Source organism: Maridesulfovibrio sp. FT414 (assembly GCF_050916235.1).
Lineage (GTDB): Bacteria > Desulfobacterota > Desulfovibrionia > Desulfovibrionales > Desulfovibrionaceae > Maridesulfovibrio.
Genome location: NZ_CP104854.1, coordinates 2236134 through 2251854, shown reverse-complemented (window position 1 = coordinate 2251854; position 15721 = coordinate 2236134). Strand labels below are relative to the sequence as shown.

At 50.5% G+C, this 15721-nt stretch carries 14 protein-coding genes; 5 read left to right on the top strand and 9 right to left on the bottom strand.

What is annotated here, in order from left to right:
* The first annotated feature begins 4 nt into the window (after positions 1-4).
* On the top strand, positions 5-856 hold the full coding sequence (locus N7E73_RS09985) for a YitT family protein (protein ID WP_432734533.1): 852 nt from the start codon (positions 5-7) through the stop codon (positions 854-856).
* 250 nt (positions 857-1106) lie between these two features.
* On the opposite strand, the gene N7E73_RS09980 is transcribed toward N7E73_RS09985, so the two are convergent.
* The 8 genes from N7E73_RS09980 to N7E73_RS09945 all read right to left on the bottom strand — a co-directional run bounded on the left by N7E73_RS09980 (position 1107) and on the right by N7E73_RS09945 (position 10774).
* Positions 1107-2471, bottom strand: coding sequence for an NAD-dependent succinate-semialdehyde dehydrogenase (locus tag N7E73_RS09980; RefSeq protein WP_432734532.1), 1365 nt, complete (start codon positions 2469-2471; stop codon positions 1107-1109).
* A gap of 185 nt (positions 2472-2656) precedes the next feature.
* Complete coding sequence (locus N7E73_RS09975) at positions 2657-3367, bottom strand: ABC transporter ATP-binding protein (RefSeq protein WP_432734531.1); 711 nt, start codon at positions 3365-3367, stop codon at positions 2657-2659.
* Positions 3354-4079: an ABC transporter ATP-binding protein gene (locus N7E73_RS09970; RefSeq protein WP_432734530.1), complete on the bottom strand. Its 726-nt coding sequence runs from the start codon at positions 4077-4079 to the stop codon at positions 3354-3356. The genes N7E73_RS09975 and N7E73_RS09970 overlap by 14 nt, the downstream gene beginning before the upstream one ends.
* A complete protein-coding gene (locus N7E73_RS09965; RefSeq protein WP_432734529.1) occupies positions 4066-5106 on the bottom strand; it encodes a branched-chain amino acid ABC transporter permease in 1041 nt (346 codons plus the stop codon). The genes N7E73_RS09970 and N7E73_RS09965 overlap by 14 nt, the downstream gene beginning before the upstream one ends.
* Positions 5107-5113: 7 nt before the next feature.
* On the bottom strand, positions 5114-6007 hold the full coding sequence (locus tag N7E73_RS09960) for a branched-chain amino acid ABC transporter permease (RefSeq protein WP_432734528.1): 894 nt from the start codon (positions 6005-6007) through the stop codon (positions 5114-5116).
* 84 nt (positions 6008-6091) lie between these two features.
* Positions 6092-7330, bottom strand: coding sequence for an ABC transporter substrate-binding protein (locus N7E73_RS09955; protein ID WP_432734527.1), 1239 nt, complete (start codon positions 7328-7330; stop codon positions 6092-6094).
* A 167-nt stretch (positions 7331-7497) separates the two neighbouring features.
* A complete protein-coding gene (gabT, locus tag N7E73_RS09950; RefSeq protein ID WP_432734526.1) occupies positions 7498-8793 on the bottom strand; it encodes a 4-aminobutyrate--2-oxoglutarate transaminase in 1296 nt (431 codons plus the stop codon).
* Between the two features lie 310 nt (positions 8794-9103).
* Complete coding sequence (locus N7E73_RS09945; protein ID WP_432734523.1) at positions 9104-10774, bottom strand: sigma-54 interaction domain-containing protein; 1671 nt, start codon at positions 10772-10774, stop codon at positions 9104-9106.
* Between the two features lie 499 nt (positions 10775-11273).
* On the opposite strand from N7E73_RS09945, the gene N7E73_RS09940 reads away from it, so the two are divergent.
* Together N7E73_RS09940 and N7E73_RS09935 are read left to right on the top strand one after the other, a co-directional pair.
* Positions 11274-11483, top strand: a complete 210-nt coding sequence (locus N7E73_RS09940) for a hypothetical protein (protein WP_432734522.1) — start codon at positions 11274-11276, stop codon at positions 11481-11483.
* Positions 11484-11546: 63 nt separating this feature from the next.
* Positions 11547-11927, top strand: a complete 381-nt coding sequence (locus N7E73_RS09935) for a MarR family winged helix-turn-helix transcriptional regulator (protein ID WP_432734521.1) — start codon at positions 11547-11549, stop codon at positions 11925-11927.
* 64 nt (positions 11928-11991) lie between these two features.
* On the opposite strand, the gene N7E73_RS09930 is transcribed toward N7E73_RS09935, so the two are convergent.
* Positions 11992-12624 (bottom strand): LysE family translocator, encoded by a 633-nt coding sequence (locus N7E73_RS09930; RefSeq protein WP_432734520.1) that lies wholly within the window; start codon positions 12622-12624, stop codon positions 11992-11994.
* A 102-nt stretch (positions 12625-12726) separates the two neighbouring features.
* On the opposite strand from N7E73_RS09930, the gene N7E73_RS09925 reads away from it, so the two are divergent.
* The gene (locus N7E73_RS09925; RefSeq protein ID WP_432734519.1) at positions 12727-13605 is read left to right on the top strand and encodes a LysR substrate-binding domain-containing protein; all 879 of its coding nucleotides are present in this window, start codon (positions 12727-12729) and stop codon (positions 13603-13605) included.
* Positions 13606-14209: 604 nt separating this feature from the next.
* Positions 14210-15667, top strand: a complete 1458-nt coding sequence (locus N7E73_RS09920) for a sigma-54 interaction domain-containing protein (protein ID WP_432734518.1) — start codon at positions 14210-14212, stop codon at positions 15665-15667.
* Positions 15668-15721: the final 54 nt, after the last annotated feature.

Below are 15721 nucleotides of genomic sequence, written 5' to 3'. Positions count from 1 at the left end.
CAGAATGAGAAAATTTACAGACTCCCTTGCCTGGAATATTTTCCTGCTTGCCGCAGGGTCATTTATTTTTATCGTCGGCTATAACGGCATTGCATCCTATCATGATTTCGTACCCGGCGCTCTTTACGGGCTGGCGGTAGTACTGCAGAAGATATCACCGGAGATTTCCCTGTCCCGGTGGTATCTGCTTTTGAACATCCCGCTTTTCGTCATCGCATGGAAAGGGGTAAGCAGGAGGTTTTTCTGGCTGAACCTGCTGACCATGGGCATGATCACCTTAATGACTTCCTATATCCATCTTGATCTCGGCATCCGTAATGAGATGTACGCCGCCATTGCTTCCGGAGCGGTTATGGGGGCGGGCTGCGGGGTAATTCTCAGGTCATACGGAGGCGGAGGAGGACTTGATGTTGTCGCGATCATTCTCAATCAGCGCTATGGCATCAGGTTTGGCGTATTTTATTTTGCGGTAAACGCTCTGGTCATGGGGTTTGCTTTGAGCCGGTTTACCCCGGACAAGATAATTGCCTCACTGGTAATGCTTTTCGTAAGTTCGGTTCTGACCGAGTATGTGCTGTCCCTCTTCAACCAGCGCAAGGCAGTACGGATCATTTCCCGTGAAGCGGAAAAAATTGTATATGCCATAACCAGGGTCAATAAAATGCATGCCACAGTGATTCCAGCCAAGGGCGGCTATTCGGGGGATAACATGAGTATGATCTATTCCATCACCGATAACCTGCGCCTGCGTTCCCTGGAACAGCTGGTATTTGATATAGATCCCCAAGCTATTTTCGTTGTTGAAAATACGTTCAGTGTGATCGGCAATAATATCAATCGCCGCAGGGCTTATTAGTAGCTCTGCAGGGTATATTTCGCTCCAAAACCTGGACCACTCCCTTATCTGATCCACATTTGTGGTATACCACCTATTTGGCCATACAAAAGCCGCATCTCTTTGACTTTATCTGAGTCTCGGAGAAGCGGCTTTTGTATATAATATTACCCGGCATGAAGACGCAAAATCAAGTCAGAAGAAGACGAGGTGAAACTAGTCTGAACCGATTTTGAAACGGATTAAAAACCTTAACACAACCGTTCCCTGATCAACCAACACAAATCGGCTTAACATTCACGAATTCCCGGATTCCGTAGGTCCCGAGTTCCCGTCCGAAACCGGAAAGGCCAATGCCGCCGAAAGGCAGGTGCACGTCACTGCGTACGAGACTGTTGATAAATACACAGCCGGTCCGGATACGGGCCGCGACTTTCTCGGCACCGTCTTCATCCTTTGACCAGATGGACCCGCCCAGACCGAAGGGAGTGCTGTTGGCTATCTCTACAGCCTCGTCCGCAGATAAAACGCGAAATACCATGGCTACCGGACCGAACATTTCTTCCCGGCAGACGTCTGCAGTGACCGGAATTCCGGTCACTATGGACGGAGGATAATAATACCCTGTTCCTTCGGGGATACTCCCGCCACGAACGATGGAACCTCCGGCCGCTACGCAACGGTCGACCTGTTCCTGAAGTTCCGCACGCAGCCGCCCCGAAGACATGGGCCCCATATCCGTGGCCCGGTCAAGCGGATCACCAACGACCAGCTTGTCCATGGCCGCGGAAAGTTGAGACACAAATTCGTCGTAAACCCCGTCCATAACAATGAAACGCTTGGCTGCAATGCAGGTCTGACCAGTGTTGCCGCATCTGGAAATAATCGCCGTCCTGACGGCTTCTTCCATGTCGGCATCTTCCATTACTATAAACGGATCGCTGCCGCCCAGCTCCATAACCGACTTCTTGAGTCGCGCTCCGGCGGCCGAAGCCACTTTCTGCCCGGCAAATTCACTGCCGGTAAGGCTGACCGCAAAAACGGAATCATGATCAAGCACAGCTTCCACCTGACGGGCACCGATCAAAAGGGTTCGGAAAATGTTCTCCGGAAAACCTGCGTCCCTGAAAATCTTCTCAATAGCCAGCGCGCATTGCGGGACGTTGGACGCATGCTTCAGAACGACAGCATTACCGGCCATCAGAGAGGGTGCCGCGATACGGAAAACCTGCCAGAATGGGAAGTTCCAGGGCATGACGGTGAGCACAGTGCCTAGCGGCTCGTAAGTAATATAGGCCTTACGTCCGGCACCCTCAACCGGGGTCGGGGCCAGCATTTCGGCACCGTTGTCGGCATAGTAATCACAGACCACACCGCATTTAACGGCCTCACCTTCACCCTGCTTCACCGGCTTGCCCATCTCAACAGCCATAATCGCTGCTAGCTCTCCGCTACGCTCGCGCAAAAGTTCGGCAGCCTTCTTCAGTAATGCTCCCCGCTCAGAAAAGCTCCGTTCCTTCCAGCCCGCCCACTCAACGGCCACACTGTCTAAAATTGACTGAACCTGCTGTTCGGAATATGACTCAAAAGATGCCACGACCTTTTCTGTGGCCGGGTTCAAACTCTGAATACCCATAAAAACTCCTTTGTATTTAGCCTCAACCATACACTGCATCGTAAGGCGTTTTCACGCTAACTTGAAAGATTACCGCGGCGATTCTCCGAGGAGTCTGCCGGAACCCTTTGGCCGTCTGAGACGAAAGGCGATCTGCAAAAAAAGCAGTTACTATCAACTCGTGTCCTACATCCTGCAGAATGATTTTAAATACCCAGATATGCCGTTTTGATATGCGGGTTATCAAGCAGATCAGTTGCACTTCCTTCCATGGCGACTTTACCGTGTTCGAGCACGTAACCTCTGTCGGAAAGAGAGAGCGAATGCTGTACATCCTGTTCCACAAGCAGAACAGTCGTCCCCTGATTGGCGATTTCGCGAACATTGGCGAAGATCTCCTTGATCAGTATCGGTGCCAGCCCAAGTGAAGGTTCATCGAGCATCATCAGTTTCGGCCGGGCCATGATGCCGCGTCCGATGGCCACCATCTGCTGTTCTCCGCCGGAAAGGGTCATTGCCAGCTGGTCCTTTCGTTCTTCAAGACGCGGGAACATTTCGTATACGGTCTGAAGAGAGTCCTCGATATGATCCTTGGCCCTGTCGCAATATGCGCCGACAATGAGATTGTCGTAAACTGACATTAGTGAAAAGAGCTTGCGCCCTTCGGGAACATGAATCAGACCGGAATCAACTATGGTTTCCGGTGCGTTGCCGTGAATGGAATCACCTGCAAAATTTATTTCCCCGTCGCTGGGGTTAAGCAAGCCGGAGATAGTACGCAGCAGAGTCGATTTTCCGGCCCCGTTGCCGCCGATTATGGAGACAACTTCCCCTTCATTGACATGCAGCGAAAGGTCGAAAATGACCTGCACGTCTCCGTAGCTCACGTCTATATTGTCTATTTTAAGAAGCGACATAGTCACCTCCGAGATATGCTTTGATAACTTTTTCGTCCTGAGCCACATCCTCCGGTTTTCCTTCCGAAATCTTGGTTCCGAAATGGATAACCACCAATTCGTCGGACAGGGCCATAATTGCACGCATGATATGTTCTATGACAAAGATAGTCACCCCGCTCTCACGGATACCCTTGAACACGTCAATCATCTCATCCACCTCGGTAGGCCTCAATCCAGCCATGACTTCGTCCAAAAGCAGCAGCTTGGGCCTGGTGGCCATCGCCTTGGCGATTTCAAGACGCTTGCGGTCGGCAATGGTCAGAGCCCCGGAGAGAGCATCCTTGCGATGGTCAAGGTGCATCTTCTTGAGCACATCCAAGGCAATTGATTCGGCCTCCTCGCGGCTGTTGGTGGTGGCGAAAGCAGCCACCGTGGTATTGTAAAGCACGGTTTTGGTGGCAAATGGCTTAACGATCTGAAAAGTACGGGCCAGCCCCTTGCGGCAGAGATCCCAGGGCTTGGCGCCGGTGATGTCCTCGCCGTCAAAGTAGACCTTGCCCATGGTAGGCTTGTAGACCCCGGCTGCACAGTTGAAAGCAGTGGATTTGCCAGCACCGTTGGGACCGATGAGTCCCAGAATCTGTCCTTTGCCGATTTCAAGATCCAGGGAGTTGACCGCGGTCAACCCTCCGAACTGCATGGTAACTCTTTCAAATCTAAGCATACTCATCGTGCACCTCCCTGCTTGAGTTCTCCCCGTCGTATGCAATTCTCTTGACCAGTGCGTTGAATCTGGCTGTAAGCGGAGCGGTGAGTCCGCTGGGCTGCAGCAGCATGACCACAACGAGGATGGCCCCGAAAAGAATCAGATGCATGCCGGGCAGGGAATCACTAAGATAAATACGGCTGAATTCACTGACCGGCCGCAGCAGCAGCGCGCCGATAACCGGACCTGCCAGCGAACCGCGCCCGCCGATAAGGGCGATAAAGGCAAGTTCGAAAGACAGGTCCAGGGTCAGAACCGACTTTGGATAGATGAACAGGGTCAGCTGAGCCAGAAATGTTCCGGCAAGGGAGGTCAGGAAAGCACTCATCACCATGGCCTGAACCTTGTATTTGGAAACGTTGATGCCCAGTGCTTCGGCGGCGTCGGGTTCTTCTCCGCCGGCGGTAAGATAATAGCCGAGCTTGGAACGGGAGATGTACCAGGTCAGAGCCAGCACTGCGATGAGCATAGTCAAAATGATATAGTAGTACGGTTCCTTGGAGGCGAACTGAAAGGCCGCGAAACTGCCCTCTCCCCCGGACAGAGGCGGAATGTTCAAGCCTCGGGGGCCGTTAAGTTTGAACGGGCCGAGATAGCTCAGGTTTTCCACCACAACACGAATACCTTCGACAAAAGCCATGGTCGAGAGCGCGAAGTAGGCCCCGCGCATCTTGAGGGTGGGCTTGCCGATGAGAAAGCCGACGATGCCGGAAATGACCCCGCCCACGAGCATGCCGATCCAGGGCGAAATGGCATACTGAAGCCAGAGTATGGTGGAAGTGTAAGCGCCGATACCCACGAAAACGGAATGCCCGAGCGGAAGAACCCCGGCGAATCCGCCCACAAGGTTCCAGGTAGTCGTCATGTATGCGAAAAGCAGCAGCATGATCGAGATATGCAGATAAGTTGGGCTGTGTACAAAAAGCGGCATGGCAAAAGCGAAAAGCACAACTCCCGCCAGACAGTATTTCTTGATCGTATTCTCAGTCATAATTTACCTACCAATCGTATTTCTGACCGAACAGGCCGGAGGGTTTAACAAAAAGCACCAGCAGAAAGAGCATGTACACAATCGCTTCGGTCCAGGTGGAGGTCATGAACATGGGGCCGATGGATTCGATGAGCCCAATGATGATTCCGCCGATGATGGCACCGGGAATGGAACCGAGCCCGCCGAGAACAACAATGACAAACGATTTTACGTCGAAGGGTACGCCCACGGTGGGATAGACGTTGTAGAACGGAGTGAGCACAACCCCCGAGATTCCGGCGATGGCGGTACCGATGCCGAAGGCCACGTTGAAAATCTTCCACTGGTTGATACCCATGAGCGAAGCCGCGTCGCGGTCAAGGCTGGTAGCCCTGATGGCCCGGCCGGTTCTGGTCTTCTGCAGAAAAAGGTACAGGGCGACAGCGGTGGCGATGGAGATAAGGAACCCGCACAGTTTGGGAACGGAGATGAAGATCTCACCGAATTCCAGCATCTTCCCTTTCAAGGGGTTGGGAGTCAGGGCTCTGTAGTCGGGGCCGAAAAAGAGCAGAGTCAGGTTATCAAGCATATACCAGACTCCGGTGGTGACGATGATGACCGTGGTAGGCTCGCGCACATCCTTTTCCGCCACGAAAATTGGCTTGATAAGGAAATTCTGCAGGTAATAACCGAAGAAGAACATTACCGGAACAACAATACACAGAGCCAGGTATGGATGCAGACCGGTAAGTGCAACGGCCCAGTAGGATACGTACATGCCCACCATGAGAAACGAGCCGTGGGCGAAATTGATGACTTTAAGTACCCCGAAGACCAGGGTCAGGCCCAGCGCGATCAGGCCGTAGATGGAGCCCATGAGAATTCCGCTGATAATATCCTGTAAGATGAATACAAAATCCATAGAAACCGCCAGTGGATTGATAATTTAATTGGAGGGACTGTTTTTCAATCGCGGGGCGGACCAGGAGCCCACCCCGCGTTAATTCTACTTTTTGGGGATGGGGAATACGGGGGTGTAACCGGAGCGACGGGCAGACTTGGGCCAGATGGTGATGCGCTCAAGTCCCTTGCCGATGTCGTTTACCTGAACAATAACCGGGGAAGCATGCTTGTTCTGGCCGGTTTCGTCGAACTCGATAGCCTCGTAGGAAACAATGGCTGCGGGACCGGTCTTCAGGTTTGTTGCGGCCAGAGCGGCACGCAGCTTGGACGGATCGGTGGAACCGGCCCTTTCAAGAGCATCGGCCAGGACATACACAGATACGTAAGCGTCAACGGCTTCACCGGTAAGGTTGGTTCCGTACTTGGCTTTGTATTTCTCGTTGGTTTCCTTTACGCCGGGTTTGTTGACGTCGGTTTCCCACTCAACGATATCGAAAATGTAACGGGCGTTGTCCTTGGTGCCGCTCAGGAAGGTCGGATCGGCATGACCGCCGCCGGTGCCGAGAATGACTTTGGGACGAACGCGGTAGTCGGCCATGGTGTTGGTCAGAAGCACTGCATCAGCCGCGTTGGAGACGAGCAGCAGCACATCGGGTCTGGCGCGGCGTATTTTGTTGACCACCGGAGTGAGATCGGTTGCACTGGAAGGATAGGGTTCGTCGAGAACAATCTTATAACCTTCTTTCTCAACGAGCTTTTTCCACTGCGCGGCAAGCCCGGTTCCCCAGTCGCCATTCTCGTAAACCATGGCGATGGTTTTCAGCTCGGTATTGAATTCCTTGGACATGTCCTTGAGGAAGGAGAACTGATCACGAGCCCACCAGGAATCCTTGGCAGCTACGCGAAACACATTCTTGAAGCCGCGCTCGGTAATGGTATCCCTGACGGATACAGGAACAATAAAGGGAATGCCGTAACGCTCGGCAACTGCTGTTGCGGGATAGGTTACGCCGGAGTTCCAGCAGCCGGTGAGAACTTTTACCTTCTCGGTATTAATGAGACGCTCGGCCTCGGTAACGCCAACATTGGGGTCACTTTTGGAGTCGGCGTAAAGCATTTCCAGCTTGGCACCGCCAAGAGCCTTAATGCCGCCGGCAGCGTTGATTTCCTCTACCGCCATCTCCCTGGCCTGCTTGCCCTGCTGGCCAACCGCTGCGGAGGGCCCTGAAAGGGGAAGGATATTACCTACTTTTACAGTATCCGCCGCCATTACTAATGAACTGAAACCCACTACCAGAGCACAAAGCAGCCCTGCGCTGACAACTGACTTGAAAATTTTCATTTTTTCCTCGTCCGGTTTACGGTTTATTATGAACAATGGTGTGCCTGTTGATGCCTAAGGCCTTCCTGACTGGCTTGGCATGGATATTCGAAATTTGTCGCCCTCCGGGACAGACTGTTATCGGTGCCCTGTTTTCCGCCTGCGCGGATTCAGGGCACCGGATCGAATCAACAGTTCGCCGCGATGGTCTCTTCCAGAATCGCCAGTCCCTTGCCGAGAGTTTCCTCATCCACGCAGAGGGGTACCAGCACCCGAAGCACGTTGCCGTGGTTTCCACAGGCAAGCAGCAGAAGTTTCTTCTTCAGGACTTCGCCGACGATCTTCTTTGTTACAACTGCGTCGGGGGTCTTCTTTTCCCTGTCAGAAACCAGCTCGAGGGCAATCATGGCACCGAGTCCGCGCACTTCACCGATGATGGGATACTTTTTCTGCCAGCCAAGGAAAATCTCCCTGAGCCTTTCGCCCAGAGCGACCCCCTGCTCCAGAATTCCTCCGTCAAGGGACTCAAGAGCCGCAAGCGCCGCAGCACAGGAAACCGGGTTACCTCCATAGGTTCCGCCCAGTCCCCCGGGATGAACCGCGTCCATGATTTCCTTTTTGCCGACAACAGCGGAAATAGGCATACCGCCGCCGATGCTCTTGGCCATGGTCATGATATCCGGCTCAACGCCCCAGTGTTCCATGGCGCACATCTTGCCGGTACGACCGCCGCCGGACTGGATTTCGTCTGCAATGAAATAAATGCCGTTCTCAGCGCAGATCTCCTTCATTTTCGGGAAATATTCCGGGGGAGGAGTAAGGAAACCTCCCTCTCCGGCTATAGGCTCTGCCACCAGAGCAGCCAGATTTTCAGGAGCGGCATTGCCGATGAACCAGCTCCTGAACTGCTCGGCACAGTAGGTGTCGCAGGAAGGATATTCCCTGCCGTATGGACAACGGTAACAATAAGGATATGGGATTCTATAAATTTCAGGAGCATAAGGGCCGAACTTGTACTTGTAGGGTTTGACCTTGCTGGTCATGCTCATGGTCAGCAGCGTGCGACCGTGGAACCCGCCCTCGTAGACAACAATTCCGCTCTTGCCGCTGGCCAGACGTGCGATCTTGACCGCATTCTCAACGGCTTCCGCCCCACTGTTGAGCAAAACCGCCTTCTTCTCGAAATCACCGGGAGTTATCTCAATCAACTTTTCGGCCAATGCGATGTAAGGCTCGTACATAGCAATATGAAAACAGGAGTGAATGAGCTTTTCAGCCTGTTCCTTGATTGCTGCAACAACATTTTCGTTACAGTGCCCGACGTTGTTAACGCCGATTCCACCTACAAAGTCTATGTACTCTTGACCATCAATGTCAGTAATATTCGAATTTACTGCACATTCTGCAAAGACAGGTCCAAGGTTTCCTACCCCCAGAGCGACTGCCTTGTTTCTTCTCTCAAGCAGTTTTTCTGATTTACTCATGTGTACTCCGTCCTTTTTTGTGTTTGCAACTGCAAAGCACTTTTCATGCCACACAAAGTAATCATTTAAAAACAGCTTGTTACGCAGAACAACAACCTCTCTGCCAACCTCCTTGATTCAATAATGAATCAAAAATCTGATTTTAACCGCATTTCGCTCAATTTTTGATTCGCATTTGAATCAGGAATAGCACACCCTTAAAATTTTGCCTAAAATGACAAACTTCATCGGAAACAAACAACATACAAAACAGAGACTTAACAAAAAAGCAAAAACTCTGTTTGTGATTCAAATATGAATCACTTAGGCCTTACGCTCTACGAGTGTGCTTTGAAGGCTGACCAAGACCGTATTTTTTAAGCTTACGCACCACAGAAGGCTGGCTGATTTTGAGATATCCGGCCATGTCCCTTGTGGTCAGACAATTTCTGAGTGCTTCCACAAGCATTTCCCGTTCAACCATGTCCACTGCCTCCTGCAAGGACAGCCCCTTGGTAGAAACAGGCTCGACCTCCTCCAGTCCAAGTAGGCTCTGTTCAAGATAATTATCCAGCATATCCTCTTCTGCCACAGCAACCCCCTTCTTGATGAGGCTGTCGAGCTCCCTGATGTTTCCGGGAAAAGAATAATTCTGCAGCATTCTTAAACTTTTGGGAGAAAGTGTTTTGAATTTTCCGTATCGTTCGTTGTATTTCTTGAGAAAGGACGTTGCCAGAGCGAAAATATCCTCCACTCTTTCACGCAGCGGGGGGATGGTAAGTGTGAAGACATTGAGGCGGTAGAAAAGATCTTTACGAAACAGCCTGTTACTGACCTGTTTCTCCAAATTTTTGTTGGTGGCGGCAATGATTACGCAGTTGATTTTTTTGGGGACGGATCCGCCAAGAGGAGTGAACTCCTTTTCATCTATACATTTAAGAAGCTTAGCCTGAATGGATGGCGGCATTTCACCCACTTCATCAAGAAAAAAAGTTCCCCCGTCAGCCAAGGCCAGCAAGCCGGCCTTGCCGGTTTCGCGGGCACCGGTAAAGGCCCCTTTCTCATAACCGAAGAGTTCCGCCTCAAAAAGCTGCTCCGGCACGGCAGCACAGTTGATGGCCAGGAACGGTCCGGATGCGCGCGGGCTGTGCTGATGCAGCAGCTTGGCAAGCATGGATTTTCCGGTCCCGGATTCACCAAGCAGCAGTATGCCGGAAACTTCCAACTGGGCCAGCTTTAGAGCACTTGCCAGCAGCCGGTTTATTGATTTGCTTTCAGCAATGAAAGCCCCCTGTTCCAGCTCCAGCATGTTCAGGTTGGTGATTTCCTTACGCGCCTTCTCGGTAATCTCGCGGGCAGTCTTCAGGCGTTCGCGCAGGTCAATGAGCTCAGTCACATCCCTCTCGTTGACTACGACCATGGAAAGCTTTCCGCTGTTGTCGAATACAGGAGTTCCGGTACACAACAGCTGCCGACCAGTTCTGATGATATTCTGCAGCATGCTGATCTGAGACGTCTTCTCCAGCACTTCCTTGGAGACAGAAACATCAACAAGGCCGGTCTCGATAACTTCTTCGATGCTTTTCCCGACAATCCTTGAGGCCCTGACCCCGTTCAATTCCTCGGAAGCTCGGTTGATCTGCGTAACGATCCCTTCGCCGTTTGTTACCCAGATTCCATCACTTGATGAATCAAAGATAGCCTGCAGCGTATTGGCCATATCCTGGAAAGAGCTAAGCTCAACAGCAAGCTCCTCGAACCGCGACGGCTTTTGCAGACTGACCACAGCCCCTTCAAGGCACCCATCAATGATCAACGGGGTGATTTCAAAGAATAATTCTGTACCGCGCTTTACAATATGGCCTGTCCCATTTTTAAAGTCAGCCGAGGCCAGCCCTTTCCTTATATATGGAGTAGCTATGGGGAGAATCTGCTCCGCAGCAATACCGACTGTAGTTGCCCGATCACGGCGCTTCAAAAAATCAAGTGCAACGTTATTCATATTGATAACCGTACAATTGGTATCCACAACCACAACGGCATAACTGACACAATTCAATACATGCTGGATCAATTCATGTTGCATAAGCATACTCAAATATATTTGATTATAATTCTGCTGCCCGGCTCAACATACAGCCTTCACAGCGATCTGATTTTAAAACTATAAAAACCCATAAGATTAGATGCAAAAAGCGTGACTCATAGCCACATGCAGAAACAAATCACTTCACTCAAGAAGAAACCAAACACCTTTTCCTGATGGACTCATGACCACCAATATTACGTACTCAACATTTTTGTTAATATCAAAAACAATGTTTTACGAAAGCAAACAACTTTTAGATCACCTCAGTACTTCAAACATGCGATAGGTACAATGGCCACATATACTTGAATTGAATTCGGAACCACACGAAATCAGGCTTAGCCGAAAAACACGTCTCCCCCCTAACGGTCTCATGACCCTATCCTGAGCGATAATTACTTGCTGAGGCCGAATGAACTTTACAGATTGCACAAGACTGCCTTTGGCAAAAAAGTACGATGCTCACGAACTAATTGATCACGAAGATGGACTGGAAATAAAATCAACTATCAGCATAGATGGTTCGCTTTCCTATATATGGAGAAAAATAATTGCCGAGAATGTTGCTAACGGTCTGGAAGAACAGACCGAAAAGCTAATTGAAAAGGTGAAAAATGGCTGAGAAATCACCGTTCCGCTATGCCCGAACAGACGACAGCGATGGATTTCTCTCTGGAAACTGACCATGTTGTGGCGGGATACGCTGGGGGAAATTATAGCAGAATACGGTATTACGCAGACGCAATACGCCATACTGGCATCCCTGAGATGGTTCGAAGACAAAAAAACTCCGGCAACCCAGACTCACTTGGCCAGACAAGCCCGGAATGACAAAATGACATTATCAAAGGCACTCCGTCGCCTTGAAAAAAACGGTCTGGTCACAGGATTAAATTCCGTCACGGATAACCGTGCAACAAACGTTGCTTTCACTGAACGAGGACACGAATTGATCAACAAAGCGGTTATCTCCATCGAAAGTGCCGGCGAAGCATTTTTGATGCTTGTCGGAAGAACAGAAGAGAGCCTACCAGGCGATCACCGTGCAACTGATAGCTGGCAATGACGGGTAATTGCCAGCTATCAGTTAATCAAAAACAGGTAAGAGCACTTTCATGCCCGAATCAGGATCAGCCATCAACAGCCAGCTTAACGCCAAGCCCCAATAGACATCCCCCGACAAGCTTTTCAAGATGCGACTTAAAGCGGACAAAGAACGTAGAGAACCGTGAATCTGTCAGCACCAGCACCACGAATGAAAACCATATGAAATGCACTGCGGAAATAAATATCCCCAGCCCTGCCAGAACAACTTTCGGGGTTTCAGGAGAAACAACCTGGGTAAACAAGGCCATAAAGAAAAGCATTGTCTTCGGGTTGAGGGCATTGCACAAAAAACCGTTAACAAAGGCCTTCCCATGTACTGGACGAGAGCAGGACAATGACTTCGAACCTTCAGCCCCGTCTGCCTTCCCTGAAATAAACGCCGAAATCCCCAGCCAGATCAGATACCCTGCTCCAACCCAGCGAACTACACCAAGAAACCATGAAAACTCTGAGACCAGATATCCAAGTCCCAAAAGCGAATAGGTGACATGCACGGTAACACCGCAGGCAATCCCCGCTGCCGTCATCAGCCCGGTGCGGCGACCGAACATGAGACCGTTCCTCACAATTACCGCAAAATCCGGCCCCGGACTTATCACAGCCAGAATGGTGACCGCTCCTGCCAAAATCAGATTTGATTCATAAATAAAACTCACGCACGAACCTCCTTGATGGATACAGTTTTATACTGATATAAAGCGACGTGGCAGATAAAAAAAACGATTTGTTCTCAAACTTACTGTGAGTAATTTTCACACATGACTATGAAAAATCTTCCCCCGCTAGGACCGTTGCCCAGTTTCCGGGCAGCTGCGAAACATGAAAGCTTCACCAGAGCAGCGCATGAACTCAACCTGACGCACGGTGCAGTCAGCCGGTCAGTCAAACAGTTGGAAGACTATTTCGGTTTCGAACTGTTCCACAGACGCAACAGACGGTTATTCCTTACTACTGAAGGTCGCTACTTTGCAGAAAAGGTGGAGAAAATGCTGGCTGGACTTGAAAGGGCCTGCGAACAGATGCGCATAAGCGATACCCCTCGCAGGATTTCCGTTTCATGCGAGCCCTCGCTGTCCATGCGCTGGCTTATGCCACGACTGGAAAAATTGCATCAGGACTGCCCGGAGATAGAGGTTCTGCTTTCAACCGAAGGAGGGCCGATTGACCTTTCCGCCAGAGGGGTGGACCTTGCAATAAGGAGATCTGATTTCCTCTGGCCCGATTATTACCGCCCCACTACACTTGTAAAAGAACGGATCGGCCCGGTCTGCAGCCCCGGTTTCTGGGAAAAACACGCGGGGCAAAAGTTGAGAATTCTCCACACAAGGACGCGCCCTTCAGCGTGGACAGACTGGAGAAAACTGTCCGGGAATATGCCTGAAACACTTTCCGAACAATTCTACGACCACTTTTACTTCAGCCTGCAGGCAGCCGTTGCCGGATTGGGCATGGCAATCGGGCCGGAGCCACTGGTAATGGATGACATCGATCAGGGGATTCTGGTTGCCCCGTTCGGATTCATCAGTACAGCGACGGACTATGTGGCACTGACCCTTCAGCACCCTGCAAATGAACGGGATTTAAACTGCTTTATTTCATGGCTCAAAAAGAAACTTTCTTTCATAGGGACAGACTGAAAACACCGTTTGATAAAAAAGATGGCGAATTAGCCGCATATTTTGGTCGGAAAATTTATTTGAGTGACAATTTGTTTGATAATTATTGAACCAGATTTCGACCTCCGAGCCGATCATTTTTATCTAATTATTTCCAAGCCACCCAATGTTCCTCCTCTGTAAATAAGGTTGACCCGAAACTCAACTACAGTCTCATTACTGAGCCAAGGAGAACAGATCGCCAGCGAGTACGCGCTTTGGAACGCATAAAACTTTAAATCCCTGTAACGCCTTCATGCGATACAGGGATTTAAAGTTTTAATACAGATAGCAGCTGTAAAAATATTACAGGCTGTTGGCAAAGAATATGCATAAAACAGCACGATCATCTAACCTACTGAAAAGAAGTACCTTAAACCAAACTCCCACAACATTTTTGTAAACAAATATATTTCACCTTCACAAAAACAGAATAAGGGCATCCACCATGACGACGAAAGGCCACTATGCCCCTACATGGGCTCTGAGCCCTGAAAGTAGACATAGTATTGCACCAGATGCACTTGAGGCATATCAGGAATTACAACAGGCTGTAGCTGTCATATCACGTCTTTCCGGCATAGATATGTATATTATTAATACCGACTACCTGTGCGTGGCCGGTTCCGGTTATTATAAAGCGGCCGTAGGGTGCGTCAGCCCCAGAGACACTGCCATCGGCTACAGTCTGGCCAGTGGACGCCCTACCATGGTTGCCGACCCCAAAATCCACGCTGCCTGCCGTGAATGCTCACAAAAACTGACCTGTCGAGACCTTGCAAACTATACAGCCCCGATCTCCATTCGAGATAGGGTTATCGCTGCCGTCCAAATTGTCGCTTTCGACTCTGCCCAGTGCGAAGCCCTGAAGAGAAAAGGGGAGGACATTGCTGAAGCTATTACCCTGTTTTTAGTACAAAGCTGCGAGGCAGACTCAAGGCTGTTTTCGGCCCTCGCCGGATCTGCTGATGAAATCGACAGCTCCGGACTTGAGCGCCTGATTGGCGAAAGCAAAGCCATGCGCACCCTGAAAGACGGCATCATCCGGTGTGCCCCCCTAGATTCAACGGTTCTGATTCAAGGTGAATCCGGAACCGGCAAGGAACTTACAGCCCAGGCCATACACGATCTTTCCCCTCGAGCGGCAGCCCCATTTGTGGCCATCAACTGCGGGGCCATCCCTGAATCAATTATCGAAAGTGAATTGTTTGGATATGTTTCCGGTACATTCACCGGAGCCCAGAAGGGCGGCAAAGCGGGACTTTTTGAGCATGCCGAAGGCGGCACCCTTTTTCTGGATGAAATTGCAGAACTTCCACTGCAGCTCCAGGTTAAACTTCTGCGCGTGTTACAGGAGCGTAAGGTCATGCGCCTCGGAGGACGTCAGGAGCATGACTTTGATGTCCGCATAATCGCGGCTGCAAACGTGGACGTTGCCGAGCAGGCCAGAAACGGACAGTTCCGTCAGGATCTCTATTACAGGCTGTCCGTAATTCCGCTCTATGTTCCGGCACTGCGTGAACGAGAAAGGGACATCGAACTTTTGGTCCACTATTTCGCTCGACTTTACGCCCGACGCAGAAATGAGCCACAGCCGTGGGTTGAACCGGCGCTTTTAAAAAGATTCGCATCCTACCAGTGGCCTGGAAATGTACGCGAGTTGAAGAACTTCATTGAATACGGAATCAACTTCCGTAAAGGGAACACTCTGGACCTGGAAACTCTGGAAAGCAGGTTCCTCAATGCGGAAAAGCCTCCGTCTTCCGAAAGGTGTGGAAACTGGTCCATGAATACCGCACAACCGTGCTTTGAAAACAAACCCACCGAGGAAAAAGTCAACGGAAAAGAAACCAAAACCATAATTTCAGAAAAAGAACTTTCCGAACAGGAAACTCTCAGCAAGTGCCTTCGGCTTTACGGAGCTGATCTGGAAGGGAAAAAACGTACTGCCGAGGAACTCGGTATAAGCCTTGCGACCCTATACCGCAAAATCAAGCGTTACAGTTTGCAAGATGCCTACCGCTACGATGTAGGGGTTTCCTGACCTGAAACACGTTTATATTCAAAGCAGACAGAAGAGCCGGAAAGTTCCTGACAA